The 23,590-nt window shown below is 62.7% G+C and carries 25 protein-coding genes and 3 pseudogenes; 13 read left to right on the top strand and 15 right to left on the bottom strand.

Translation table 11 applies throughout. From position 1 onward, the window contains the following. Positions 1–11: 11 nt before the first annotated feature. The 3 genes from KW835_RS16495 to KW835_RS16505 form a co-directional block, all read right to left on the bottom strand. Positions 12–590 carry a cysteine hydrolase family protein gene (locus KW835_RS16495; RefSeq protein ID WP_218384301.1) on the bottom strand — a complete coding sequence of 193 codons (579 nt, stop codon included), beginning with the start codon at positions 588–590 and terminating at the stop codon, positions 12–14. 52 nt (positions 591–642) lie between these two features. Next, positions 643–1,062, bottom strand: a complete 420-nt coding sequence (locus tag KW835_RS16500; RefSeq protein ID WP_339385432.1) for a YetF domain-containing protein — start codon at positions 1,060–1,062, stop codon at positions 643–645. Positions 1,063–1,148: 86 nt separating this feature from the next. After that, entirely contained in the window at positions 1,149–1,637 is a 489-nt protein-coding gene (locus KW835_RS16505; RefSeq protein ID WP_218384303.1) for a hemerythrin domain-containing protein, read from the bottom strand. A 323-nt stretch (positions 1,638–1,960) separates the two neighbouring features. On the opposite strand from KW835_RS16505, the gene KW835_RS16510 reads away from it, so the two are divergent. Next, positions 1,961–2,536: an OmpH family outer membrane protein gene (locus KW835_RS16510; protein ID WP_218384305.1), complete on the top strand. Its 576-nt coding sequence runs from the start codon at positions 1,961–1,963 to the stop codon at positions 2,534–2,536. A 566-nt stretch (positions 2,537–3,102) separates the two neighbouring features. Here KW835_RS16510 and KW835_RS16515 read toward each other — a convergent pair. Further along, positions 3,103–3,357, bottom strand: a complete 255-nt coding sequence (locus tag KW835_RS16515; protein WP_218384313.1) for a hypothetical protein — start codon at positions 3,355–3,357, stop codon at positions 3,103–3,105. A gap of 458 nt (positions 3,358–3,815) precedes the next feature. Between KW835_RS16515 and KW835_RS16520 the strand changes: the two genes are divergently transcribed. After that, positions 3,816–4,034, top strand: a complete 219-nt coding sequence (locus tag KW835_RS16520) for a hypothetical protein (protein WP_218384315.1) — start codon at positions 3,816–3,818, stop codon at positions 4,032–4,034. 74 nt (positions 4,035–4,108) lie between these two features. Here KW835_RS16520 and KW835_RS16525 read toward each other — a convergent pair whose 3' ends face one another. Beyond that, entirely contained in the window at positions 4,109–5,017 is a 909-nt protein-coding gene (locus KW835_RS16525; RefSeq protein ID WP_218384317.1) for a c-type cytochrome, read from the bottom strand. A gap of 65 nt (positions 5,018–5,082) precedes the next feature. On the opposite strand from KW835_RS16525, the gene KW835_RS16530 reads away from it, so the two are divergent. From KW835_RS16530 to KW835_RS16545, 4 genes are all read left to right on the top strand, one after another. Continuing rightward, positions 5,083–5,466 carry a cytochrome c family protein gene (locus tag KW835_RS16530; RefSeq protein ID WP_218384699.1) on the top strand — a complete coding sequence of 128 codons (384 nt, stop codon included), beginning with the start codon at positions 5,083–5,085 and terminating at the stop codon, positions 5,464–5,466. 227 nt (positions 5,467–5,693) lie between these two features. Further along, on the top strand, positions 5,694–6,392 hold the full coding sequence (locus tag KW835_RS16535; protein ID WP_255593596.1) for a c-type cytochrome: 699 nt from the start codon (positions 5,694–5,696) through the stop codon (positions 6,390–6,392). Next, entirely contained in the window at positions 6,389–8,926 is a 2,538-nt protein-coding gene (locus KW835_RS16540) for a cbb3-type cytochrome c oxidase subunit I (RefSeq protein WP_218384328.1), read from the top strand. The genes KW835_RS16535 and KW835_RS16540 overlap by 4 nt, the downstream gene beginning before the upstream one ends. A gap of 162 nt (positions 8,927–9,088) precedes the next feature. Continuing rightward, the gene (locus tag KW835_RS16545) at positions 9,089–10,393 is read left to right on the top strand and encodes a sorbosone dehydrogenase family protein (protein WP_339385434.1); all 1,305 of its coding nucleotides are present in this window, start codon (positions 9,089–9,091) and stop codon (positions 10,391–10,393) included. Positions 10,394–10,541: 148 nt separating this feature from the next. On the opposite strand, the gene KW835_RS16550 is transcribed toward KW835_RS16545, so the two are convergent. Further along, on the bottom strand, positions 10,542–10,880 hold the full coding sequence (locus KW835_RS16550; protein ID WP_218384332.1) for an H-NS family nucleoid-associated regulatory protein: 339 nt from the start codon (positions 10,878–10,880) through the stop codon (positions 10,542–10,544). Between the two features lie 365 nt (positions 10,881–11,245). Between KW835_RS16550 and KW835_RS16555 the strand changes: the two genes are divergently transcribed. The 4 genes from KW835_RS16555 to KW835_RS16570 all read left to right on the top strand — a co-directional run bounded on the left by KW835_RS16555 (position 11,246) and on the right by KW835_RS16570 (position 14,273). Beyond that, on the top strand, positions 11,246–11,539 hold the full coding sequence (locus tag KW835_RS16555) for a DUF4148 domain-containing protein (protein ID WP_218384334.1): 294 nt from the start codon (positions 11,246–11,248) through the stop codon (positions 11,537–11,539). Between the two features lie 93 nt (positions 11,540–11,632). Continuing rightward, positions 11,633–12,766 carry a LysM peptidoglycan-binding domain-containing protein gene (locus KW835_RS16560; RefSeq protein WP_218384336.1) on the top strand — a complete coding sequence of 378 codons (1,134 nt, stop codon included), beginning with the start codon at positions 11,633–11,635 and terminating at the stop codon, positions 12,764–12,766. A gap of 2 nt (positions 12,767–12,768) precedes the next feature. Beyond that, positions 12,769–13,902, top strand: coding sequence for a DNA/RNA non-specific endonuclease (locus tag KW835_RS16565; protein WP_218384338.1), 1,134 nt, complete (start codon positions 12,769–12,771; stop codon positions 13,900–13,902). Further along, a complete protein-coding gene (locus tag KW835_RS16570; RefSeq protein WP_218384340.1) occupies positions 13,902–14,273 on the top strand; it encodes a hypothetical protein in 372 nt (123 codons plus the stop codon). The genes KW835_RS16565 and KW835_RS16570 overlap by 1 nt, the downstream gene beginning before the upstream one ends. Before the next feature lie 117 nt (positions 14,274–14,390). On the opposite strand, the gene KW835_RS26880 is transcribed toward KW835_RS16570, so the two are convergent. After that, positions 14,391–14,522: a hypothetical protein gene (locus KW835_RS26880; RefSeq protein WP_255593597.1), complete on the bottom strand. Its 132-nt coding sequence runs from the start codon at positions 14,520–14,522 to the stop codon at positions 14,391–14,393. A gap of 71 nt (positions 14,523–14,593) precedes the next feature. On the opposite strand from KW835_RS26880, the gene KW835_RS16575 reads away from it, so the two are divergent. Continuing rightward, positions 14,594–15,004, top strand: a complete 411-nt coding sequence (locus tag KW835_RS16575; RefSeq protein ID WP_218384342.1) for a hypothetical protein — start codon at positions 14,594–14,596, stop codon at positions 15,002–15,004. Between the two features lie 196 nt (positions 15,005–15,200). Here KW835_RS16575 and KW835_RS16580 read toward each other — a convergent pair. Both KW835_RS16580 and KW835_RS16585 read right to left on the bottom strand, forming a co-directional pair. After that, positions 15,201–15,339: pseudogene (locus tag KW835_RS16580) on the bottom strand (IS5/IS1182 family transposase); the annotation flags it as partial. Positions 15,340–15,653: 314 nt separating this feature from the next. After that, positions 15,654–15,899 (bottom strand): annotated as a pseudogene (locus KW835_RS16585) (IS21 family transposase); the annotation flags it as partial. A 176-nt stretch (positions 15,900–16,075) separates the two neighbouring features. Here KW835_RS16585 and KW835_RS16590 point away from each other — a divergent pair. Together KW835_RS16590 and KW835_RS16595 are read left to right on the top strand one after the other, a co-directional pair. Beyond that, a complete protein-coding gene (locus KW835_RS16590; RefSeq protein ID WP_218384344.1) occupies positions 16,076–16,498 on the top strand; it encodes an ImmA/IrrE family metallo-endopeptidase in 423 nt (140 codons plus the stop codon). A 682-nt stretch (positions 16,499–17,180) separates the two neighbouring features. Beyond that, positions 17,181–17,438: pseudogene (locus tag KW835_RS16595) on the top strand (IS21 family transposase); the annotation flags it as partial. 211 nt (positions 17,439–17,649) lie between these two features. Here KW835_RS16595 and KW835_RS16600 read toward each other — a convergent pair. The 6 genes from KW835_RS16600 to KW835_RS16625 form a co-directional block, all read right to left on the bottom strand. After that, a complete protein-coding gene (locus tag KW835_RS16600; RefSeq protein WP_218384346.1) occupies positions 17,650–18,066 on the bottom strand; it encodes a thioesterase family protein in 417 nt (138 codons plus the stop codon). A 134-nt stretch (positions 18,067–18,200) separates the two neighbouring features. Beyond that, positions 18,201–19,385 (bottom strand): pyridoxal phosphate-dependent aminotransferase, encoded by a 1,185-nt coding sequence (locus tag KW835_RS16605; protein WP_218384348.1) that lies wholly within the window; start codon positions 19,383–19,385, stop codon positions 18,201–18,203. Positions 19,386–19,531: 146 nt separating this feature from the next. Beyond that, entirely contained in the window at positions 19,532–20,095 is a 564-nt protein-coding gene (gene nusB, locus KW835_RS16610) for a transcription antitermination factor NusB (protein WP_218384350.1), read from the bottom strand. After that, the gene (ribH, locus tag KW835_RS16615; protein ID WP_218384351.1) at positions 20,092–20,556 is read right to left on the bottom strand and encodes a 6,7-dimethyl-8-ribityllumazine synthase; all 465 of its coding nucleotides are present in this window, start codon (positions 20,554–20,556) and stop codon (positions 20,092–20,094) included. Before ribH ends, nusB begins: the two co-directional genes overlap by 4 nt. Before the next feature lie 24 nt (positions 20,557–20,580). Beyond that, the gene (gene ribBA / locus KW835_RS16620; RefSeq protein WP_218384353.1) at positions 20,581–21,702 is read right to left on the bottom strand and encodes a bifunctional 3,4-dihydroxy-2-butanone-4-phosphate synthase/GTP cyclohydrolase II; all 1,122 of its coding nucleotides are present in this window, start codon (positions 21,700–21,702) and stop codon (positions 20,581–20,583) included. 145 nt (positions 21,703–21,847) lie between these two features. Then, on the bottom strand, positions 21,848–23,557 hold the full coding sequence (locus KW835_RS16625) for a DUF2235 domain-containing protein (protein WP_218384354.1): 1,710 nt from the start codon (positions 23,555–23,557) through the stop codon (positions 21,848–21,850). Between the last annotated feature and the right edge of the window lie 33 nt (positions 23,558–23,590).

Consider the following 23,590-nt stretch of genomic DNA (forward strand, 5'->3'; position numbering starts at 1 on the left):
GCCTCACGCGCTCATCCCCTGCGCGTGGAGCACTTAAGCACCCGAGACATCTGCCGTAGCGCAGCAGCTTTAGATGCCTTGCTCTCCGCTGCTGTGCAGTTATTCGGCACCCACACGGGGTAGCCGTGCATGTAGGCGTCCATCACCGTGAGATGCACGCACATGTCTGTCGCCAAGCCCACTACCACAAGTTTGTTCGCCCGCAGTTCGTGCAGCAGATGGTCCAGCGGTGTGGAGTGAAAGGCGGAATGTCGCGGCTTGAGCACGGTGAGATCCTGCTCCTCGGGGGCGAGCAAGGCGGCGATTTCGCCGCGCGCGCCGGGTTGAGCCTGGCAGGCAGCGACCAGAGCCTTGAAGTCGGACTGCCAGATGCCGTAGTTGTCATTGGCATAGACGGCAGTGACGCCCTGCGAAGCGAGCCTCTTTTTAAGCCGTGCCGTAGCCCGGGCCGCAGGCAGTGCGCCTTTGAGAAGGTTCTCGGCACCGGGAAAGCGCATGGGATTGATGAAGTCCACCAGCACGAGCACAGTAGGACTGGCGCGCAGCGAGCGCGTGTGGGCGCGGTCGAGGAGGCATTTACTGGATTCCATGGCAGAACGGAGGGTAGGTGGCCAGGTGATTTTTCGCGTGAGATGGCGAGATTCAGTCGATAGGCGGCTTCTTCAGGATGCTGATCTTGCCGTCCGGTTCCAGAAAGGCACATTGCATGGCCTGCAGCTCGCAGTCAGACTCGCGCAGAGCCTGGTGCAGATCGGACTCTGGTACATGTTGCTTGCGCAACATCTGGCGGAAGATGTGGCCGTCCTTGCCGATGAGCACAGGCTCGCCCTCCAGCACCGCATGTACTGCGCCGCTGCGCGCCGTGACCATGCCCACCACCAGGTTCAAGCCGATGAGGGTAGCCGCGCTGAGCAGGCCTGCGCCGAGGGAGTCATCTCCGCCGGACAGTGCATTGGAGACCGATTCGCTCAGCAGCATGACTACCAGCAGATCAAACGGCGTGAACTGACCAACCGTGCGCCGGCCAGAAACACGAATGAGGACCAGCAGCAGTGCGTACACAACTGTGGTCCTCACCAGGAGTTCCCACCAGGGCAGTGTTAATTGCCACACCGGGCCTCCCTCAATGTGATGGATCAATACCGCGTCTAGGCCACCGTCAACTGCTCGTCCAGCAGTTCCTGTTTACGCGCTTCGACCTCGTCGCGCATCGCGACCAAATCCAGCTTTTTGGCGGCGCGAGCCTTGGGAAAGATCTCGTTGCGTTCTTCCTTGACGTGGTGGTCGATGTATTCGCCCAGGACCTTGACTTTCGCATCGAAGTCTTCGTCAGCAGCGTCCGCCGCTTCGATCTGAGCAATAAGGTCCTTGGCCGTCTGATGTTCCACCTCGGCCTCCGCTATCAAGTCGGTCTCACGTATCGCAGCGCGCAAGGCGGGGTAGAAGATTTCCTCTTCAACCTGGGCATGTACTGTCAACTCAATGCAGATTTCGCGCGCAAGTTCGAGGCGCTGTTGAGCAGCGCTTCGGGCGCGAGATTCACACAAGGATTCGAACTCCTTGAACATATTCTTGACCGCCTTGTGGTCGGCATCGAGAAGGTCGCACACGTCTTTCTGGCGTTGGCTGGAAGGCATGAAGGTATTCCTGAAAAGTTGATTGAGATGCCATCCAATGTTCAGAATGCCCCCTATGCGCTGATGTAGGCGCAGGCCAGGTCACGGCGTCGGATCGCCCTGGCTCTGACCACATCAGTGGTCTTGCGAGTGAAGCTCGTCGCGGTTAGATGTTTCTGGTGCCGCCGTGGCCGGTGTCGGCGTGCCAGGGGCCGAAAGCTCCATGCTCAAGATCCTTGGCACCGAGATCCGCCAGGAGAGTTTGTCGTTCCGCTTCACATGCCGGCTCCAAAGAGGTCCCGGCTAACATCCCGTGATTTCGTTTCCAAGTGGGACAGGATTTAATGAGCAGACGTGATCTCACCTTTTGCGCGGCCACCCGCACAGCAGCCCACCGCGCCGCAGCTGTCGTCATCGCGGGCGCGGTGGCTGCCTGCATGCTGGCGATGGCCCCACTGTCGGCGATGGCCCAGGACCTTAAGATCGGCTACGTGAATGTCGATCGCCTGATGCGCGAATCGCTCCCCGCCCGAGCTATAGATGCCCGGTTGGCAGCCGAATTCAGTCAGCGGGAGAAGGACTTGGACGAGCAGGAAGCCCGCCTCAAGGCCGCCGCGGAAGAGCTGGACAAAGTCGCACCCACGCTGGGCGAGCAAGAGCGCGCCCGTAGGCAGCGCGAGTTGATCGATCAGGAGCGCAACTTGATGCGCACGCGCCGTGAGTTCAATGAACAGGTAGCTCTGCGGCGCGACGAGGAACTGGCCGGGCTCGAAGTGCTCGCCCACAGAGCGATCCGTCAGATCTTTAAGGAGGAGAAGTACGACCTGATCTTGCGCGAGGCCGTTCTGGCCGGGCCCAATGTGGACATCACCGACAAGGCGATCAAGGCGCTGGCGACGGAGGCTTCCCGAGCCCGCTGACAATGGATCGCCGGTCAGACGACCCGTTTGAACGTGATGCCTTGTTCGCCGATCTGTGGCCTGCGCGCGGGGCGGGATCTTCGAGTGACCTATTGGACTGACGCCTTTGTGGCTCACGACCAACACGCATCACAGCCAGCTGCAATCGGAGCATCGGACATGTCCGACTTGCGAGCGCCCGTTGAGCACGTACCCTACAGTGATGATGGCCATGAACATTGCGGCCTCTCTGCGCCGCACTCAGGATCGCGAAGGCTTGCCCGTTGGGCCTGCATCGCCCATGTCCACCTCCGATGACTTTCGACCGGGGTATTGGATCTCCGGCTGCTGCTCCGTAGGCTGCGGCGGCAAAGGCTCGGGCTGCGGTGCGGCAGGCGCTTTGGGTACATCAGTAGGCGTTGGCGGGTCTTTCGGATCGGTGGCCATGGTCATCTCCTTGTGAAAGACCATTTGGCGTGGCGCGTATGGTTGCGCGCGTAGGCCTTGACCCCAACGTAGTCCTGCAAGAATCAATGGGCGCAAAGCGCTGCCTGATGCGAAAAATCACCCTGTACGTAATGGTGCGCTTACGCAAGTGATCCCATCATGGAATCTGGCTCCCCTTTGAGCACATCCGCCAACAGCACCATCAGCAGCCGTTCGCGCATCTGGTCCTCGCTGTCGGAAATCTCCAGCGATACGGCCGTCATGGGGCCACGTCGCACTTCAAGAGGGACGCCCTCAAAATTGGTGTCAACTTCCTGCATTCGGTGAGCGAGTGAACCGATGCGCGCGAAAGCAGCATCGTCCACCGTCTCTGCAACGGTGATGGTGATAGACATGTCAGACCCTGGGGGCGGAGTTGCTGCAAATACAGCGATGAGACCCAGCTCCAACGGTCATCAACACTGCACCTACCTTGCACCTATTCCGGCAACATGGGAGTAAGCATTTGTCGGGACATCCGTCGCTGCCTATCACTGCTCTGCGTTTGAAAAGGGCAAAACCCAAAAAAAGCCCGCATCGAAGGCGGGCTTGAACTTGCGTTGAGCAAGAGGGGAGGGTCTGCCGCCCAGAGGAAAGGCGGCACACAGACCTTAAAGCTCGCCCGGCGGCCTCATTCGTAGGACAAAGCGCCAAAGAAACGCGCCGGGGGCAGACCAACCGCTTGCGCGCCAGCTGGGGGGGACTCAGATCCTATCCATCTAGACACAAACGCACGATAGGGCAGTTTCCTACAAGGGACCTGCGGCACAAAGCGAAGAATCACATGCTCACTGACCTTTGTAAGGAGGTAGCCGTGCCATACGAATATTTGCGGGAGATAGCCCAAACCCGCTTGCCGATCACTGTCGATGATGAAGCCAGTATCGACAAGCTGCGGGTCTTGCGTGCAGCAGATCTGGTATCGGTGATGCTGCCACATCCACAGTCCGGCATACACCATGCCCGTGTACTGGCGATCACCTCCAAAGGGCGTGAAGTGCTGGCCACCGATCAAGAGCCATTGCTTCCGTAGTGCGCATGGTGCAGAACGATGGATGGTTCTGGCCCTGCTTTCACCGCCAGCCACGGTGCAGCCGCGGAGCATCCTCAGTGCAGCGACAGCAAATAGGCCGCCATATCGTGCGCATCCTGCGGCGCTACACCCAACTCAGGCATGGCAGTGCCGGGCTTGACCCGCTGCGTGTGCATGAGCCATTGCACCAGGTTCTCCTGCGAAGTGGGCAGAGTCCCTGCAATGAGCGTGCGGCGCGCAAAGCCATCGAGCGGCGGCCCCACAAAGGCCTTTGTTCCCGTGACGCCGGGGATGCTGTGGCAGGCCGTGCAGGCGTGCTGGTGAAGCGCTTGCCGGCCACGCTGCACGTCTGGTCTGCGCGCGAGGGCAGGTTCGGCGGAGTAGCCAGGGGGGAACGGGGAGTGTGCGGCGGACAGCGCAGGCTTGCCACAGCGCGCAGCGCCTACGAGCTGGGCATCAGCCCGTTGCTGCCATTGGTCGTAGGCCTCTGCATTGAGCTCGGGCAAGTGCTGAAGGAACGCGACCACGTCCCAGAGATCACCGTCAGTCAGATGGTGCTCCCAGGCCGGCATGCCCGTCATCTTGAGCCCATGGCGAACGACCCAGTACAACTCGCGCGGTCGCCAATGTTGCCGAGCGTCTACCAGAGGACCTGGCAACGGTTGCATACTTTGCCCAATGTCGCTCTGGGCCACCCCAGGAGCGCCGTGGCACTGTACGCACTTGTCCCTAAAACATGCAGCACCGCGCAGCGCCATGCGTTCGTCGACGAGTGCAGGTGCATGTATGTCCCGTGCCCGAACGCGCACGGACTGCCGCATCGCGGTCTCCAGCGTCGAGTGGGTGAACTGCCAGTGCTGACGCGTTGCCGCTACGTCATACAGCCCACCGTAGACCACCAGCGCACCACCCACCAGTGCAGCCAGGACAAGACCTGCGGCCGTGGCAGCAATGATGGGCAGCGTCTTGGCAAAGGAGGGCATCTATTCGCATTCTGGTCCCCTGGCAATCCCCTTCGCGTCGGAAAGCGCCGATGAATTCCCCCGACATGCTTGGTCCGTCTCCCCTGCGCCGCCTAGCTGTAAAGGTCTGCGTGCCGGCCTGGGCGCTGCTTGCGGGGCCTGCGTATGCTGAAGGAGGCATTCAAGACAGCCAGCAGGTTCAGCGAGGCCGGGCCCTGCTCGCCCAGTACCAATGCGGCGCCTGCCATACCATCCCTGGAGTACCCGCTGCGCGGGGTGAGTTCGCCCAGACTCTTCGGGGTTGGGGCCAGCGCAGCTATATCGCAGGTCGTTTGCCCAATCGGCCGGAACTGTTGGCGCGCTGGATTGCCGAGCCTCAGGCGCTGGTGCCTGGCACTGCCATGCCATCGATGGGTGTGTCCGCTTCCGACGCGCAGGCGATGGCAGCCTATCTTTTTACACTGCGATGAGTATGGGCGGTGTATTGCAGGCAGTGGGCGACCCGGCAAGCGCCATCAGCACCGTGACTTGGGTGTTGCTAGTCGGCGGGTTTCTCATCTTTGCAGCGGTGATGGGTCTGCTCGGGTGGACGCTGCGGAGAGACGCCTCGCGCCGTGATGTCCATGGGGCTGTATGGATCTGGGGCGCGGGCGTAGCTTTTCCGGCTGTCGTGCTTGCGACGCTGTTCGTGTGGTCCATGCCATTCACTCCTCCCTGGAAGCCCAGACCCCCTGCAGGCGCCTTGATCGTGAGCGTGAAGGCCCACATGTGGTGGTGGGAGGTGCGCTATCGCGATCCCGTGACAGGCGCCGACATCACTACGGCCAATGAGATCCGCATTCCCGTAGGCAGGCCGGTGTACCTGGCGCTCACCAGCGCCGACGTGATCCACAACTTCTGGGTGCCCCAGCTGGCGGGCAAGATGGACATGCTGCCAGGCCGTATGCAGCACCTGCTGGTGCATACCCGCGAACCTGGGGTATGGCGCGGGCAGTGTGCGGAGTTCTGTGGAGAGCAGCATGCACAGATGGCGTTGCATGTGGTGGGCCTGGAAGCCCGCGCCTTCGATGCGTGGCTGGCTGCGCAGGCGCAGCCGGCGGCACCCGCGGCATCGGCCGTGCTGGCCCAGGGCCGGGCCGCCTTTCTCGCCCAGCGTTGCGACGCCTGCCACACCGTGCGCGGCGCGGGCGCCGCCGGGATCCTGGGGCCCGACCTGACCCACGTCGGCAGCCGCCTGCACCTGGGCGCAGGCACCCTGAACAACACCCAGCAGGCGCGGGAGCGCTGGCTCGCGCACATTCAACAGGTCAAGCCGGGCGCGCGCATGCCGTCGTACGACCGGCTGGACACTCCGACCCTGGAGGCTATTGCCGCATGGCTGGGCTCGCTGCAATGACCGACATCCCCTCACCCCCCCGGCCGGCGCCCGACGGCCTGCCCAACACCCTGCCTCGCCCCGACGGCGAGCTGGAGGCCCTGCAGCGCGCCTGGGCGCCACCCACCGGATGGCGCAGGCTGTCTGCCGTGAACAACAGCCAGATCGGCGTGTACTACCTGGCCACGGCGCTGCTGTTTTTCGTGCTGGCGGGCGCCCTGGCTCTGGTCATCCGCCTGCAACTGGCGCTGCCCGGCGGCACGGTGGTGGAAGCGGGCACCTATAACCAGCTCTTCACCATGCATGGCTCGGTGATGATGTTCCTGTTCGCCGTGCCCGTGGTCGAAGCCGTGGCGGTCTGGCTGCTACCCAACATGCTGGGGGCGCGCGACCTGCCTTTTCCGCGCCTGTCGGCTTATGCGTTCTGGGCCTATGCCTTCGGCGGCATCGCGTTCTTTTGCACCATCTTCTTCGGGGCCTCGCCCGACGGAGGCTGGTTCATGTATCCGCCGCTCACGGGCAAGGAGTTCTCGCCGGGCATCGGCGCGGATTGGTGGCTGCTGGGCATCGGCTTCATCGAGATCTCGGCCATCGCGGGCGCGATCGAGCTGATCATCGGCATCCTGTTCACGCGCGCTCCCGGCATGACGCTGGCCAGGATGCCGCTGTTGGCCTGGGCTGTTCTGGTGGCCGCGCTCATGGTGATCTTCGCCTTTCCGGCGCTGATTGCCGGCACCCTGCTGCTGGAGCTGGAGCGGGCTTTCGACTGGCCGTTCTTCATCCCCGCGCGCGGGGGCGATCCGCTGCTGTGGCAGCACCTGTTCTGGTTCTTCGGCCATCCGGAGGTGTACATCATCTTCCTGCCCGCCGCCGGCATGGTGTCGATGATGGTGCCGGTGATGGCGGGCACGTCGCTCGTGGGCTACCGCGCCATTGTCTGGGCGCTGGTGGCGGTGGGAGCCATCAGCTTTCTGCTGTGGATGCACCACATGTTCACCGCAGGACTGGGTCCGCTGGCGCTGCACATCACCTCCATCGCGAGCTTCGCCGTGTCGATACCCAGTGCCGTGCAGGTGTTCGCCTGGATTGCCACCTTCTGGCGGGGCCGCGTGGGCATGACGGCGCCGTCGCTGTTCCTGCTGGGGTTTCACTTCGTCTTCGTGCTCGGCGGCCTCACCGGCGTGATGCTGGCAGTGCTGCCGTTCGACTGGCAGGCGCACGACACCTACTTCGTCGTGGCGCACCTGCACTATGTGCTAGTGGGCGGCCTGGTGTTCCCGCTGTTCGCGGCGATCTACTACTGGGCGCCGCTCTACAACGGGCACCGCCTGTCCGAGCGCGCAGGCCGCTGGAGCTTCGGCCTGATGTTCGGAGGCTTCAACCTGGCGTTCTTTCCGATGCACATCGCCGGCATGGCCGGCATGCCGCGCCGCGTGTACACCTATGCGGCCGGACTGGACTGGACACTTTGGAACCTGCTGTCCACCATAGGCGCGTTCGTGTTCGCGGCGGGCGTCCTGCTGTGCCTGGCCGATCTGGTCCGCACGTTGGCGCGCCCGCAGCGCGAGCATGGCGACCCCTGGCATGCCGACTCGCTCGAATGGCTGCCCCAGGGCGACTACGGAGTGCGCAGCATTCCGCAGGTGGCCTCGCGCGAACCGCTGTGGACCCGCCCTTCGCTGCCGCAGGAAGTGGCCGCCGGCCGCCACTGGCTGCCCGGCACCGTGTTCGGCGGGCGGGAGACCCTCATCACGAGCCCGGGGCAGGCGCGGGTGCGGCACTTGCTGCGCCTGCCGGGCGACGGCTGGTCGCCCTTCATCGCGGCGGGCGGAACCGCAGGGTTCTTCCTGCTACTGACCGTGGCCTGGGTCGTGCCCGCGATCATCTCCGGCGTAGTTTCAGTGGGCGCGATGCTCGTTTGGCTCTGGGGGGCGGACCGCGCGCCTCCCCAGCAGTTGGCAGCCATCGGTGACGGTGTCAGCGTCCCCACATCGGCCACGGGCCGCGCCTCGCACTCCTGGTGGGCGATGGTGATCCTGCTCGCGGTAGACGCCACGGTCTTCGCGTCGTTCGCTTTTGCACACATCCACGTGTCGATGGCACTGGATGTCTGCCCGCCGCCCGGCGCGAGGCTGCCCGCCGGCGGTGCCTGGAGCGGCGCACTGCTGCTGGCCGCGTCCGCCCTCATGGCCTGGGCCGTGCGCGGCCTGCACCGCCACCGGCCAGGCCAGCTGCGGCTGGCGGTCTTGCTGGCCCTGGCCTGCGCAGTGGGTGCCACGGGCCTCGACCTGTTCACCCACCTGCAGGCGGGCCTGTCACCGCGCGCTAACGCCTGGAGCGCCACTGTGGCCGCGCTGCTGGCATGGCAATGCTTTCACAGCCTGGTGCTGGTGGTAATGGGCTGCTACGTGCTGGCCCGCTCCTTCACAGGCATGCTGCACAGCGAGGCCCGCGCCACGCTCGACAACACCGCCCTGATGTGGCACAGCACGGTCGCCCAGGCTCTGGCCGGGATGGCGCTGGTGCGCTGGCTTCCGTCGTGGATGGGCGCCTGACCCCAGTAAGGGGCCGGGCAGGCCAGTGGTGGTCCGCACGTTCGGCAAGACTGGCGATGTTTGCCTACATGCGCCGGGCGCCGGCAATCCCAATACTGCGCCATGCAAAAGTCCGTCCGCCCCTTTTTACCCTCCCGGCCGACTAGGCCCTGGTGGCCTCTGATGCTCGCGGCGCTGCTCGCAGGCTGCTCCATCGCCGGAGTCGGAGCGCAGCAACTCACGCCGCCCGGCGTCGGACCCAATCCCTCTTTGCCGCCGCCGGACAAGAACGGCCTCATTCCGACGGTCAACATCGCGCCAGCCGATCAGTGGCCCCAAGGCACGGTGCCTGTGGCACCCGCGGGCTTCAAGGTGACCGCACTTGCGTCGGGATTGGACCATCCACGTTGGGTGTACACCCTTCCCAATGGCGACGTGCTTGTGGCCGAGAGCAACAAGCCCCAGCCCGAGGACGGCGCCAAAAACGTCCACGCCGACGGTCTGCGAGGCAAGGCGATGGGCATGGTCATGAAGCGGGCGGGCGCGGGCACGCCCAGCGCCAACCGCATCACGCTGCTGCGCGATGCCGACGGCGACGGCGTGGCGGAGACTCGGGCCGTTTTCATGAAGGACCTGGTGTCGCCCTTCGGCATGGCGCTGGTGGGCAACCAGCTGTACATCGCCAACGCCAATGCCATCGTCAAGGTGCCCTACGAAACCGGCCAGACCTCGATCGCATCGACCCCCACCAAGGTTACCGACCTTCCTGCGGGTGCCAACCACCACTGGACCAAGAACATCATCGCCAGCGCCGACGGCAGCAAGCTGTACGCAACGGTGGGCTCCAACAGCAACATCGGCGACAACGGCATGGAGGCCGAACAAGGCCGCGCGGCCATTTGGGAGGTGGACTTGGCCACGGGCACCAAGCGGCTTTTCGCCACCGGCCTGCGCAACCCGAACGGCCTGGGCTGGGAGCCGCAGAGCAAGGCACTCTGGACGGTGGTCAACGAACGCGACGAGCTTGGCAACGACCTCGTGCCCGACTACCTCACCTCCGTGAAGGACGGTGCCTTCTACGGCTGGCCGTGGAGCTACTGGGGCCAGCATGTGGACAGCCGCGTGAAGCCGCCCAACCCCGAGATGGTGGCCAAGGCCATCGCGCCGGACTTTGGCCTGGGCGCCCACGTCGCGCCCCTGGGCCTGGCCTTCTCGGATGCGCGCATGCCTGCGCAGTACGCCAGCGGCGCCTTCATCGGTCAGCACGGTTCCTGGAACCGCAAGGAGCTGACGGGCTACAACGTGGTGTTCGTGCCCTTTGCCGGCGGACAGCCCTCCGGCCCACCGGTGCAGTTCCTGGGCGGCTTCCTCAGCAAAGACGGCAAGGCCTACGGACGCCCCGTGGGAGTAGCGCTGGACGCCAAGGGAGCGCTCCTAGTGGCCGACGATGTGGGCAACGCCATCTGGCGCGTGGTTCGTAGCGAGTAGGGCTACGTTGAGCCCATAGACAGCTGTGAGGGTAGGGCGTTGATTTGCCGGCACAACTGAGCCAGAGGTTCTCGAAAAAACTGGCTTAGCTTTCGGCGTGAGTCGACGACATCCAGGGTTTTTGCGATCTCGCTCAGTTGCGGAATCCCTAACTCCTAGCGGACGCGGCGGCCATCTCTGCTAGAAATGGGCCCTCTTGAGTCGATGGGCGCTCTATCAAGAAATCCTCTCGGTTCTTCCCCGCGATCCAGGCGGGAGCCCTTCCTCGTCCTGTCCAGGTCGCACCGCTTTTTTCGTCCCGATACTTTTTGGCTGCTTTTTTCACGATGGGCTTCCAAGGAAAGACTTGCTGCGCAGTGAATCCAAATTCAGCCACCAACGCCTGAACCGTTCTAAGCGCCTCCTCGGATGCCTCTTGTCGGGCCTCTGAAATCGCGGCGTCCAGCTGCGCCCTTTGTGCCAAAAGATCCTTCAGTGTTGTTGTCATCGGTTTGAGCTTCGCGTGAATGTCCATCTGTGGGTGAATTATCCAAGCGCCAGCACTTCTTGATGTGTCCAGTGGCGAATTCACCTCCGCCGAGCTGAAGGCTCTGGCCCAGCGGTGAAGCCCGATTGCGCGGGGTTCTGGTCTGTCTTAACGCCGCGCTGATCCATCACAGGCGGCGCCGAAAGATTGTTTTCGATACTGGAACAGTTAGTTTGCGACTAGGCGGTTTTTCCTTGAACACCATCGGCGTACAGTTCATCCCATCGATGAGCCGAACCCGTAAGGCGACTCACCGAACCCGGTTCAGGAATGGTTTTTGACCCGGCTTTTTTGAGACGCTTTTTTAGCTTTTAAGGATTTTCATCATGAACAAGACTGCCCGTTTCCTCTCCGTCGCTGCTGTTGCCGCTTTCGCCGCTTTTGGCGCCCATGCAGATGAAGCCGATAGCTCGCAGTTCGCCCTGAAGTTCGACACGAACCGCACCCGCGCTGAAGTGGCTGCAGAAGCTGTCGTCGAAGCGCGCACCCACAGCATCGAACCCGCAGGTTCGCGCGTTGTGACCTACAAGTCCACCGCTGACCGCGCTGCCGTGCGTGCTCTGGCTGCTGAAGCCGTGCGCACCGGCCAGATCCCTTCGAGAGAAATCAGCGCCATGTAATTGGCAGACCAACTGCTTGGGTTGGATTGAAGCAGTTGCGGGACTTCCCATGGTGGTGGCGCTTTGCGTTTGCGGGTGCTGCTGCCATGGGGAGTGTTAACTGAGCCGCAGGGGCGGGCAGGCAGATCGGGCTACACCGTCGTCGGCGGTGAGACACTGCGCGACGTGGCGCGCAATGTGCTGGGGGACGCTAGCCTGTGGTGGCGCATTGCCGATGCCAACTCCCTTGCCGTGTCGGCCGATACACGGCTGACCGCGGGGCAGACCCTCACGGTCCCCAAGCTGGCGCTCAACGCCAACAACGCCGACACCTTCCAGCCCTATGACCCGAGCAAGATCACCGGCAGCATGGATCCCACCCTGCCCGTGCCTGCGCAGGGGGACAAGTGTGGGGGGATGGGAAAGATCATCATGGCCGTCGTGGCTGTGGTTGTGGCTGTGTATGCGCCGCAGTTCTTGGGACAGATGGGTTTTTCTGGGCTGACGACAGGAGCGGCCGGAGCAGGCTCGGTCACTGCGCTGGGGGGAGCGGTGGGTGGCGCCGCCGGCTCCATCGCCAGCCAGGCGGTGGGCAACGCCATCGGTGCGCAGGACGGCTTCAGCTGGAAGGGCGTTGCCATGGGGGCGCTCTCCGGTGGCATCAGCGCGGGCCTGTCGGGCTCTGAACTGCTGGGCGGCAACAGCTGGCAGATGACTGCAGCCCGCATGGCCACGGCCAATGCGCTCACCCAGGGTGTGGCCGTGGCCACTGGGCTGCAAAAGAGCTTTGACTGGAGAGGGGTGGCTGCTTCTGCCGTTGGCGGTGGGGTGGGCGTTGCCGTCAGCGGCCCGCTCACCGGCGCGCTTGGAAACTTCGGCGGCCGTCTGGCCACGGGGTTGGTGGCGGGCACAGCTGCTGCCATGGCCCGTGGGGGCAAGGTGGCTATTCAGCAGGTGGCTGTGGATGCGTTTGGCAATGCGCTTGGCCAGAGCCTGGCCTACGGCAACGGGCAGGCATCGGGCGCCGGATCGGGCACTCAGGAAAACCGGCTCGGCGGGTTCATCCAAAACAACACCGATCGCGATCAGAACATCGCTCGCATGCTTGATTTGGCTAACAGGCCCGAGTCAGTTGGGACATGGGCTGGCATGGGCGGCGGCGGTGGCGGCGGGCTTGACGAGGGCAGTCGCAGTGACAGCGGATTTGGCTTCATCGATGAGTCAGGAGCGCGACGACAGGGCCGGTAGAGATGAATGAAGGTCGCCCAGTGGGTATACCCTTACCGCCTTCTCCTTACCAATGGGTGCCGAACCAATGGGTCGGCCGCGAAGTCGGATACCTTGTTCCAGGGCATTGGATAGACACTGGTAACGCACCAGAGCGCGGTGTACTTGTAGACGCGCAGGCGAGTTCCAACGCCTTCTACACGGACAGAATCGCCGATGCTTCCAATCCGTTTGCCGCCGTCAGCTACACCCTTGGTCGCGCTGCGAACAATGCGGGCTATGACATCGCCAACGGCGTTGCGGGCCTGTACAACTTGGCGACCGATGCCCAAACACGGGCGAACCTGATCGTTGCCGGCGTCAATACAATTGCGCATCCTTTTGACACCGGCACTGCGCTTTATGGCGCGGGTGCTAAATATGTCAGTAATACCAGCATTGGACAGATGGGCGAGGATGCCCTACGGTTTGGTTTGGGTGGTTTAGCCACTGCTGGCATTGGCAAGGGAGCGACCGCCGTGGGTGGACTGGCAGTTGATGGCACAGCCGCTGCAGGCCGATGGATTGCACCGGCACTTGGAGACGCGATTGAAAGTCAAATTGCTCGCACGGGTGGTTTGGCATACATGGTCGAGCCGGGGATGTCAGCCGGAGGAGCCACTGTCGTTCGCGGTGGAGATGCAATAGCAGTTACAGCGAACGTCGGTAGAAACTCAGTAACTTGGATTGTTGAGTCAGAAGGCGCGCTACAGTCGGCATCTGGAACTCTTCGAGATACCTTCTCCAATGCGGCCCGAACTACTGCCGAAAGAGAAGCGCAATCCTTCGTAGGTGCTTCAGGCATTGCTGGCGACCAAGGTGGGCATCTGGTTGGACATAGATTCGTTCTGAATCAAGGGGAAATAAACATGTTCCCCCAAGAAGCCAGCTTCAATAATTCCGCGTTCAGAACACTTGAAAATGATTACGCTCGTTATACTCGACAAGGCTACCAAGTCGACTTCAATCATACGCTAGAGAATTTTAGTTCAAGTGGGCGCCCTGGTTCTTTATCGTATACATTTGATGTAACCGACTCCGCTGGAAATCTCATTGATTCTGCAAGTGGAAGATTTTTTAATCAAGCCGGTCAAAACTACACAAGGAGAGCTTGGTAATGCATGAAGAGCAATCAATAATTGTGATTGATTTAGCAAAAGAATTCATATCTCTGATGCGTAAAATCAAACCATCTTGGCGGCGAGCATTTTTTAGATTCAGCATTGATTCTTTGAGAATTGGATCGAATGCCTCTTACGAGAGTGAAGATGGAGTTGCATTAATCAGCGCATTGAAAAATAATCTCTTTTTTATCCAAATGAATGAAAAAAGCGAAAATTTATTCCGCCTTCTTGGCAAGGAAGAAGGGGTTTTTTTATTGACTATTGATTCAAATTTTGATTACAAAATTGATTTTGAATTTAATGATCTGGGGCGCTGGAAAATATCAAAAATGGATGGAGAAACAGGAATTCCGAAAGGCATTTGATCTTACCCAGCGATAAACCAAAAAGCCCTCCCGACCCTGGCACATAGGCCGGGGTTGGCGAGGGCTTCGTCGTTGGTGGCGGAGTTCGCTGCCTGCTGTTGCTGCCGGCCTCGGCCGTCAGTCCTGCACCCCCGAACGGTTCATCTCTGCAAGCACGGCCCGCATCTCCTGGTAGCCGATCACGTTGGTATTGAAGACCGCATAGGTGGGCGTGCCCGGGCTGGTGCCTTCGCTGCTGGCGGTGGTCATCAGCCGGATGTCGTTGAGGCGCTCTGCACAAGCGCGCGCAAGGATTCGACACCTTCACCGAATACGCCCTGATGAACGCCAACACCGGCGGCCAGGCGCCGGTGAGGGCGCAGCAGCTCCTCAAGCGCTACGGCAAGTTGCCCGATGCCGTGCTCGTGCGCGGCGACCGCCTGTGGCTCGCCGAAACCGAATCCGCGCCGAAGAGCACGCAGGAACTCATGCGCATCGCGGCCCTGGCCGAGCACGTCGGCCGCAAGGTCCACCCCGAACTGCCGTTCGTGCTGGCCGGCCTGTTCATCGTCTTCGACGGCTCGCAGAACCACGGCGCGCGCATCGCCAAGGCGGCGGCCGAGCGCTGGGCGCGCTACAGCGCCGCCGACCAGGCCACGCTCGCCAGTCGCGTCACGCTGGCCCGCGTGGACCTCGGCCTGCCGCTCGTGTGGCGCGGCTGCAGCGAGGCGCCGCTGGCACTGCGCGTTTAAAACCCTGGTACTACACCAGGGAGGACACCTCCGCAACAACGCGAGGCCACCCACGACATGCCGAGGGGCGTGCCGTCGTGGGCGAGGAAGACGCCTTTCTCGCGCAAGTCCCAGGCGAGCTGCGGCCGGGCACGGGTCAGGTACTCCTGCAGCCAGTGCAAGGCGCGCTCGCTCACCGGCAGCAAGCGGTCCTTGCGGCCCTTGCCTTCGGGCGCATACGGAGTGATCAGCCCCACCAGGTTTGCCCACGGCACCACGCGTTCCATCTCTGCCAGAAACTCGCGCTTGCGCGTGCGCTTGGTCGTCAGGTTCAGGCCCAGGTCGGCTTGCTTCATGGCTTAGATTCTCTGCGCGAACTCGCCTTTGATCAGCACATCACGGCTCTATTTACGCAGACCTTCCCTAACCCTCTGGCTCAGTTGTGTGCCGGTGAATCAACAATGCAATCCCCAAAAAGGCTGCGAGAGAGATGGCGTATCCTGCTGCGTCAGCTCCTTTTTGGTCCAACCATGCAAACCCTAACCAGCGTCCTGTCACCTCTTCTTGCCCAAGCGATCGAAGCCAGTTCCAGTGGTGATACGAGCCTTGCGCTTAGCCTGTTTGCGCAAGCCGCGCAAGCCGCGCAAGCCGCTCAAGACCCTGAGACAGCCCCTGACTCCAGTGCCAACTCCACTGCAGCGAGCACAGCCTGTTCATCGTGGTGCAGCACCAGTGCCAGTACCTCCACCATCTCCCGGTCGCCGCCTTGCTGCTTCAAGAGAGCGGCCTGCAGGCGCTTGAAGGCCGGCGGAAACTCCAGGAAGGGAGCTCCATTGCGCAGGGCCCCGGGCTTGCGCTGCAGCACCGCCAAATAGTGGCGCCAGTCGTACACGGTCTGACCCGAACCATGGTGGTTACCTGTCATTGGTGCCGGCGGAGTGTTCAAATTGATATGGACACAGTGTTCGGGTGTGCCCGGCATACGCAAGTACGTGCAGAGCTGCCAAAATCCGTCTCAAAAGGCCAGCTAGGTCACTTCGGGTGGCTTGCTTCATGACGCATTGAGTCGCCGTACCGCACGGCATCGCTGCTTTGATTGAACTCCCGACGGACTTTATTTCCCAAGCTGCGAACTCTCCCTTCTGTTTGGGAATCTCCGACGAACTTTCGCGCTCAGGAAAGTGGTTGAAGAATCAACGACTTACGAACGATGATCTCGACGCACTTTATTTGTTGGAGTCAGCAGTCCTTGATCATTCCCCCAGCGAGCTGACGAACGAATCGGGAGGGCGGCACTACAACAAGATCTTGGAAGAAGAGGCCGCTTGCCTTTCAGGCGTCTTGCTTGTTCCAAGAGCTGCCGCGATCTCTATTGCTGCTAGCGGAGACACGGTAGAGGACGCCGCGGCTCGCTATGGCATCAGCCCAGCGATGATGCGCATGCGCCTAAACCAAAGCGGTGCGTTACGCATCATCGCGCGAAAACGGGCAAACGAACAGATATCAGTCTGGTGAGTCCGATGGTGGAGAAACACTAGGCTGGGCGAAACGCATCTGGTCAGCCCCCAATGCGTAGCTCCAAGACAGAAGCACAGCCAGTCTTAGTAGCCGGTCCAACTGTTGCACAGCAGAGCAACAGTTGCCTCAAAGACTGTTAGCGTAGTGGCTCAATCGGCCTGCCCACTAACGACTGTCCACTCAAGCCGTGGATGAAGCTGTGGATATCTCCGTGGTATGTCCCGGCAGACCAGTACAGGCGCGGGTCCCTATGGAGTGCTTAGTTTCTAAGCATGGACAGACCGCGATGGCCACCGCACTCAGCTGAAGAGTGTCGCCGAAAGTGGTTGGCCACACCTCTGCTCGAACCGTGTGCAGCGCCAAGCATAATCCCACAATGCAGGAAACGCCCGACGGACTTTGTTTTCATCCGACGGACTTTATTTGTTGGAGTCAATAAGGGCCGGCGTGGTCATCTTGTGCAATCACCATGACGATCTTGGCCAGATTGCAGAGCTTCTCCACACACCACTGCGCCTTGCGCTCGTTGTTGTCTGCTTAGACAGCTTTCGCACGCCGCCTTCCCCGTAGAATTTTGAATTCCATTGAATATTGATCCAATTCAAGCAGTAATTGCCATTTGAAGCTTACCCACGTAATAACCCCATTCTGCTTATTCTAGGAGCAGGAGATTTCAGGAGTGATAGACGTGGCGACACTCATTGTCATCAGGCGATGGGCCTTACGCGAGCAGCCGTCCATCCGCGAGATTTTAAGGCGCACAGGCCTGGCTCGCAACATCGTAAAGAAGTGCCTGCGCTCGGGTGATGAGCAATCGAGCTATGCCAAGCGCGAGAGCTCCAGCAAACTCGATCCATTCGCAGAGAAGCTTCCTACCTGGCTAGCCCTTGAGACAAAAAAGTCGCGCAAACAGCGGCGCATTTTGCGGCAACTCCATACACAAAGACAACTATCGGTTCAAAATAACTCTGCCAAGCCTCAGCCTAAAAAGGAGAAAACCCAGCATTTATCCACATCGTAGACCTCTCATCTTACACAACAGAGTGAGTCGGTATTCGATGAAAAACGCGGGGGTCAGGTCTCAGTGAATTTCAACAGCGTCGAGAAGAAGATCAATCTTCTTCGATCGAATCAAGTCACTGAGGAAACTACTCGAAGGCCCGTTCGATTTCGGTGGGAAACTCGGGGCGCCCACGTGCATTCAATGCTGTGCCAGTCACAATCGCATTTAGCATCAGTCGATAATCTGAAATGCGGTGGATGGTTTGAATGAAGAGAAATCGAATTCGCCCACTTCGCTGCAAAGAACTACGGATGACAAACCTATCGCCGCTTACCAATGATCCCTTGTAGTCAATCTCAATTCGTGTGACGACTAGGCTTATGCCGCGCTTTGAAAGGCCCCCGAAATTGAGTCCTTTTGATTCCAGCAGCTCGTGGCGAGCGTGTTCCAGGTAGTTTAGATAGACCGCGTTATTCACCACGTGGTCCATATCGCACTCATAGTCTCGGACCTTCAGTTCAACTTCGAAGATCTTCGTTACTAGGTCTTGTTGGTCAGTCATAGGTCATCTATTGTCCATGGGCTGCCAACACGCAAGTGCACTGTCCATGCCGTCACCACGCTCGTATCGGTGTCTTCCCAATAGATGCGGATCGGATATTCAAACGCCATCGTGGGTCTGCTCGCCGTCGCCATTCATCCGAGGAGCTTGCGCAGCCGCTCCACCGACTCCTGCAACTGCGCCATGGAATTCGCGGTCGAGAATCGGATGAAGCGCTCGGGCTCGGCCGTACCGAAGTCGCGCCCGGGCGTCACGGCGATGTGGGCGCGTTTCATGACCTCGAAAGCGAAGTCCCAGCTACCCTGCACCCCGAGCCGCTCTGCGGCCTGCGTGCAGTCGGCCCAGGCATAGAAGGCCCCGTCGGGCATGACCGGCACCGAGAGACCCAGCTCCTGCAGCGCAGGGATGAAGAAGTCGCGCCGTGCCTTGAACTCGGCGCGGCGGCGTTCGTACTCGGCGATGCTCTCGGCCTCGAAGCAGGCCAGCGCAGCGTGCTGGGCCACGGTGCTCGCGCAGATGAACAGGTTCTGCGCCAAACGTTCGACCACGGGCACCATGGCCTCGGGCACCACCATCCAGCCCAGGCGCCAGCCGGTCATGTTGAAGTACTTGCTGAAGCTGTTGATGCTGATGATGTTGTCGTCGATGGCGAGCGCAGTGTGGCCGAATTCTTCTTCGTACGACAGGCCCAGGTAGATTTCGTCGATGAGCGTGATGCCGTCGTGCTCGCGCACCACCTCGTGGATGCGGCGCAGTTCATCGGGTGCAATGGACGTGCCGGTAGGGTTCGACGGTGAGGCCAGCAGCACGCCACGGGTCTTGTCCGTCCACGCGGCGCGCACCTTGTCGGCGCTCAGCTGGTAGCGCTCGGCGGCCGTGGTGGGCAGCAGCACGGCCTTGCCCTCGGCCGCGCTCACGAAGTGGCGGTTGCAGGGATAGCTCGGGTCGGGCATGAGGATCTCGTCGCCCGACTCGATGAGCGCCAGGCACGCCAGTTGCAGCGCGGCCGATGCGCCGGCCGTCACCACGATGCGGCGCGCGGGGACTTGAACGCCAAATCGGCTTTCGTACCAGCCGCTGATGCGCTCGCGCAAGGCATCAAGGCCCAGGGCGTTGGTGTACTGTGTGGCGCCGCTGTGCACAGCGCGTGCGGCGGCCTCCTGCACCAGGGGTGGCGCAGTGAAATCCGGCTCGCCGATATTCAGGAAGATCATCGGCTCGCGCGTACCCGCCACCTTGCGCGCCAGGGCCTGCGCTGCCTTGGCGACTTCCATCACATAGAACGGTTCGATGCGCTCGGCGCGCGTGGAAAACTTCATGGAAACCTCATGGCAAAAGGTCCGTGGTGCCCATCGGTCCTGGGCAGCGGGCATGCTCGGCCGCAGAAAGAATGAGCGCCGGATCGTGTCTGCCGCCAGCGTGCAAACGGTGGCCGGCAGCGGCGTGCGACGAAGGCCGTCTGGCCTCAGGCGGGCGGCGTATCTTCGTCGGCAGCGGGGCTGCTGCCTTTGCCCGCAGCCTTGTCGGCTGCGACTTCCACGGCGCGCAACTTGGGCGCAAGGCCGTTGAGCACAGCGTTCACGTACTTGTGGCCGTCGGTGCCGCCAAACTCCTTGGCCAGCTCGATGCATTCGTTGAGCACCACGCGCCAGGGCACGTCCAGGCAATGCTGGAACTCGTACACACCGATCCACATCACGGCGTGTTCGATGGGCGAGATCTCGGCCATCTTGCGGTCCAGCAGCGGGGTGATCAGCGCGTCCATGTCGGCCGCGGTGGCGATGCAGCCGTGCAGCAGCGCGTCGTAGTGCACCGAGTCGGCCTTGTGAAAGCCTGCCAGGTCGCGCGTGAAGGCGTCGATGGCGTGGGCGTCGTTGCCGCCCACCAGGTGCTGGTACAGCGCCTGCAGTGCGAATTCGCGCGCGCGGCTGCGGTTGGACTTGGAGGCCGCCTTGCGGGCCCCGGTGCTCTTGAGGCCGGTGCGCGACTGCTTGGGCGGGCGGGCGGGTGTTGGGGTGCTTTCGCTCATGACAGTTCGTCCAGCAGGTTGGCCATCTCCACCGCGACGCGGGCAGCGTCCACGCCCTTGTCGGTCTGGCGGGCGATGGCCTGTTCCATGTTCTCGGTGGTGATGATGGCGTTGGCTATCGGGATCTGGTAGTCGAGCGTCAGACGTGTGACGCCCGCGCCGGACTCGTTGGCCACCAGCTCGAAGTGGTAGGTCTCGCCGCGGATGATGCAGCCCAGCGCTATCAGCGCGTCGTACTCATCGGCCTCGGCCATGGCCTGCAGGGCCACGGGCACTTCGAGTGCGCCGGGCACGAGCACGTGCTTGATGTTCTTTTCCTGCACGCCCAGCGCCAGCAGCTCGGCGCGGCATGCGGCGGCCAGGGCGTTGGTGATGCCTTCATTGAAGCGGGCCTGCACCATGCCGATGTGCAGCTTCTTGCCGTCGAGCTTGTCCGCCGTTCCTTTTTCTGCGCCAAACATGGAGTGATCCTGTTCTCTGTTCTTTTACTCTTTGGGAATGAACCCGGTGATCTCGAGGCCGTAGCCCGCCATGCTGGGCATGCGGCGTGGCTGGCCCATGAGGGCCATCTTGTGCACGCCGCATTCGCGCAGGATCTGCGCGCCCACGCCGTAGGTGCGCAGGTCCATGCGGCCGCGTTCGGGGGCTTGCGCCGCACGGGCCGTGCCTTCGAACTGCGCGAGGAGCTGGTCGGCCGTCTCGCCGCAATTGAGCAGAACGGCCACGCCCTTGCCCTGCTCGGACAGGTGCTGCAGGCTGGTGTCAAGGCTCCACGAATGCATGGAGCGGTTGACCTCGAGTGCGTCCAGCACCGACAGCGGTTCGTGCACACGCACGGGCACCACGTCGTCGGCGGCCCACTGGCCCTTGACCAGGGCCAGGTGCAGCTCCTTGCTGGGCTTGTCGCGGAAGGCGTGCGCGGTGAAGGCGCCGAAGGCCGTCTGCAGCACGCGCGTGCCCACTTTTTCGACCAGCGATTCGTTGCGGCTGCGGTATTCGATCAGGTCGGCGATGGTGCCGATCTTGAGGCCGTGTTCAGCGGCAAAGATCTGCAGGTCCGGCAGGCGTGCCATGGTGCCGTCGTCCTTCATGATCTCGCAGATCACCGACGCGGGGCTGCAGCCGGCCATCACGGCCAGGTCGCAGCCGGCTTCGGTGTGGCCGGCGCGCATGAGCACGCCGCCTTCGACGGCCTGCAGGGGGAAGATGTGGCCGGGCTGAACCAGGTCGGCGGCCACGGCGTTCGGCGCCACAGCGGCCTGCACCGTGCGCGCGCGGTCTGCGGCGGAGATGCCGGTGGTCACGCCCTCGGCGGCTTCGATCGAAACGGTGAAGGCCGTGCCCATCTTGGTGCCGTTGCTGGCCACCATGGGCGGCAGGCGCAGACGCTCGCAGCGCTCGCGGGAGAGGGTCAGGCAGATCAGGCCCCGGCCGAAGCGGGCCATGAAATTGATGGCCTCGGGGGTCACGTGGTCGGCGGCCAGGACGAGGTCGCCTTCGTTTTCGCGGTCTTCTTCATCCACCAGGATGACGATGCGCCCGGCGCGCATCTCGGCCACGATGTCCTCGACGGGCGAGATCGGCACGGGGGTCAGGGGGGAGGTCATTGGAGGGCGGCTTTCGATGGGCAGCGCGGGTGGCGGGCACCGCACGCTGATCCGGCCACGGCCCGGTAGGGCCGATTCCAAAGAGCGGGCAGCGCGGCGCTGGCCGCACGGTGCAGGAGCGCTCTGCGCCCCAAAAGCAGCGATTTTAGTGCAGTTGGGCCGCGGGCGACGCGGGGCCGCGGCTACCCTCGCGCCCCGCCCGGAATCCGGCCAGCATCACCCTGGCCAGCAGCAGCAGGGACAGCAGCTTGATACTGCTGGCTATCGTCAGCGCGGTCGGCCAATGCGGCTGGTGCATGTGCAGCGTGGCGCAGTTCTCCACGATGTCCGACACCACCAGAAGGCCCATCACCCAGTGTGCATGCCGGTAGAGCGCCCCCAGTGCCCGGCCCGGCGGTACGGCGAGTGCCACCAGCCGCCGCAGGGACCAGGCCACCGGGTAGGCCAGCCACAGGGCATAGCTGGCGAGCAGGGCCCAGTCCCAGGCGATGGCGCGGCGCACGCCCACGGTGTCGCCGCAGGCCACGCCCCATTCGTCGTGCCAATGGGCTGAGATTTGAAACGCCGACGGCAGATGCCGCGCCCACGCGGGAGCCGCGCTCAAATCGCATGCGTCAAGGCCCTGCCGGAATGTGATGGCAAACAGCACGGCTGTCGCGATGGCCAGCGCCATCCCCAGCCATCGCCAGGGCTGCGTGCGCGGCACGGTGCTGGCGGGCACGGCGCCGTCCACCGGGCGTGCCGTGGGGTCGATGAAGTCGCTGGCCTCGCGCTCGCGTGCGTTCAGGCCCGTCCAGGCCCAGTAGGGGCAGTCGTAGGCCTGGTCGTGCATGGCGGCGAGCGGGTCGCCGGGCCGCAGCTGGCCTTTGTCCACGCGCAGGCCTTGGGCATGGGCTTCGTCCACCATCCAGGCGAGCGTGAGATCGGACAGCCCGTCGCGCGCGTACGAGCCGCCCACATCGCTGTGCACGCCGCGGAACCAGCGCTGGTCGTAGCTGCGCCAGGGCTTCTCTTCGGTGGTGAAGTGCGGGTCGTCGTAGCGGCGGGGTGCGTATTTGCTGCGCGATTCATGCAGCGACATGGCATGGCGCACGTGGGCGAAGCGCTTGTCTGCGAACCCCTTGGAATTGCTGATCCTGATGCTGCCCACACCGCCCAGGCCGATGGCCTCCACCGTGTCCCACACCCCCACGAAGTGCACCAGCGGTGTGCGGCCCAGCGAGAAATTTTTGATCACGTCCTGCGCGAAATCCGTGCGCTCCTTGGTGCCTGCCTGATTCTTGTGGTCGCTGGGAGCGAAGTAGGTGCGCACCATGTTTTCAATGAGCGGCAGGCCCTCGGTGTGGATCAGGCCGTACATGTTGATCATCCCGGCCACGGCGCGCGCCGTGAACGCGCCGCGCGAGAAGCCGAACAGATAGATGCGGTCGCCGCGCTGGTAGGTGTTGACCAGGAACCGGTAGGCCTCGGCGATGTTGGGGAACACGCCGTTGCCCAGTGCGAGGCCTGCCAGCTGCCGCAGGCGGTTCCCGGCCTTCGACACCATGCCATCCGCCGGGAATTCGTTGGCCGTGCCCACGCCGGGGTCGTAGTACACCAGCTGGGTGGGCTCGCCGCCCGACGGGTCGCGGCCCTTGCCGAGCATGCGCAAGAGCTTGACCACATTGGTGTCCTGCTGATTGCCCAGGATGTTCCCGGTGCCGTCGAACAGCAGCACCAGGTTGCGTCCGGGGTGCTCGGCCCAATGCGCGTCTGCGGCGATGCACTGGGTCAGGATGTCGTCGCGGGTGAGGCGGCGGTCGGCGGCGCAGGGTGCGGTGGCCGCAGGAGCGGCCGGCGTGGCGTGGATGTTCATGGCGTCCTCCCTCCCTTTGCAATGCATGTGCGG

The sequence above is a fragment of the Acidovorax sp. sic0104 genome, assembly GCF_019219095.1.
In the GTDB taxonomy this organism is placed as follows: domain Bacteria; phylum Pseudomonadota; class Gammaproteobacteria; order Burkholderiales; family Burkholderiaceae_C; genus Acidovorax.

Coding starts and splice junctions, on each gene's coding strand:
- KW835_RS16555 (WP_218384334.1), top strand. CDS start 11,246: ATGAACAAGACTGCCCGTTTCCTCTCCGTCGCTGCTGTTGCCGCTTTC.
- KW835_RS16575 (WP_218384342.1), top strand. CDS start 14,594: ATGAACGCCAACACCGGCGGCCAGGCGCCGGTGAGGGCGCAGCAGCTC.
- KW835_RS16510 (WP_218384305.1), top strand. CDS start 1,961: ATGAGCAGACGTGATCTCACCTTTTGCGCGGCCACCCGCACAGCAGCC.
- KW835_RS16625 (WP_218384354.1), bottom strand. CDS start 23,557: ATGAACATCCACGCCACGCCGGCCGCTCCTGCGGCCACCGCACCCTGC.
- KW835_RS26880 (WP_255593597.1), bottom strand. CDS start 14,522: ATGACCACCGCCAGCAGCGAAGGCACCAGCCCGGGCACGCCCACCTAT.
- ribBA (WP_218384353.1), bottom strand. CDS start 21,702: ATGACCTCCCCCCTGACCCCCGTGCCGATCTCGCCCGTCGAGGACATC.
- KW835_RS16515 (WP_218384313.1), bottom strand. CDS start 3,357: ATGTCTATCACCATCACCGTTGCAGAGACGGTGGACGATGCTGCTTTC.
- KW835_RS16535 (WP_255593596.1), top strand. CDS start 5,694: ATGCCATTCACTCCTCCCTGGAAGCCCAGACCCCCTGCAGGCGCCTTG.
- KW835_RS16550 (WP_218384332.1), bottom strand. CDS start 10,880: ATGACAACAACACTGAAGGATCTTTTGGCACAAAGGGCGCAGCTGGAC.
- KW835_RS16530 (WP_218384699.1), top strand. CDS start 5,083: ATGCTTGGTCCGTCTCCCCTGCGCCGCCTAGCTGTAAAGGTCTGCGTG.
- KW835_RS16505 (WP_218384303.1), bottom strand. CDS start 1,637: ATGCCTTCCAGCCAACGCCAGAAAGACGTGTGCGACCTTCTCGATGCC.
- KW835_RS16600 (WP_218384346.1), bottom strand. CDS start 18,066: ATGACTGACCAACAAGACCTAGTAACGAAGATCTTCGAAGTTGAACTG.
- KW835_RS16605 (WP_218384348.1), bottom strand. CDS start 19,385: ATGAAGTTTTCCACGCGCGCCGAGCGCATCGAACCGTTCTATGTGATG.
- KW835_RS16545 (WP_339385434.1), top strand. CDS start 9,089: ATGCTCGCGGCGCTGCTCGCAGGCTGCTCCATCGCCGGAGTCGGAGCG.
- ribH (WP_218384351.1), bottom strand. CDS start 20,556: ATGTTTGGCGCAGAAAAAGGAACGGCGGACAAGCTCGACGGCAAGAAG.
- KW835_RS16495 (WP_218384301.1), bottom strand. CDS start 590: ATGGAATCCAGTAAATGCCTCCTCGACCGCGCCCACACGCGCTCGCTG.
- KW835_RS16540 (WP_218384328.1), top strand. CDS start 6,389: ATGACCGACATCCCCTCACCCCCCCGGCCGGCGCCCGACGGCCTGCCC.
- KW835_RS16570 (WP_218384340.1), top strand. CDS start 13,902: ATGCATGAAGAGCAATCAATAATTGTGATTGATTTAGCAAAAGAATTC.
- KW835_RS16565 (WP_218384338.1), top strand. CDS start 12,769: ATGAATGAAGGTCGCCCAGTGGGTATACCCTTACCGCCTTCTCCTTAC.
- KW835_RS16525 (WP_218384317.1), bottom strand. CDS start 5,017: ATGCCCTCCTTTGCCAAGACGCTGCCCATCATTGCTGCCACGGCCGCA.
- nusB (WP_218384350.1), bottom strand. CDS start 20,095: ATGAGCGAAAGCACCCCAACACCCGCCCGCCCGCCCAAGCAGTCGCGC.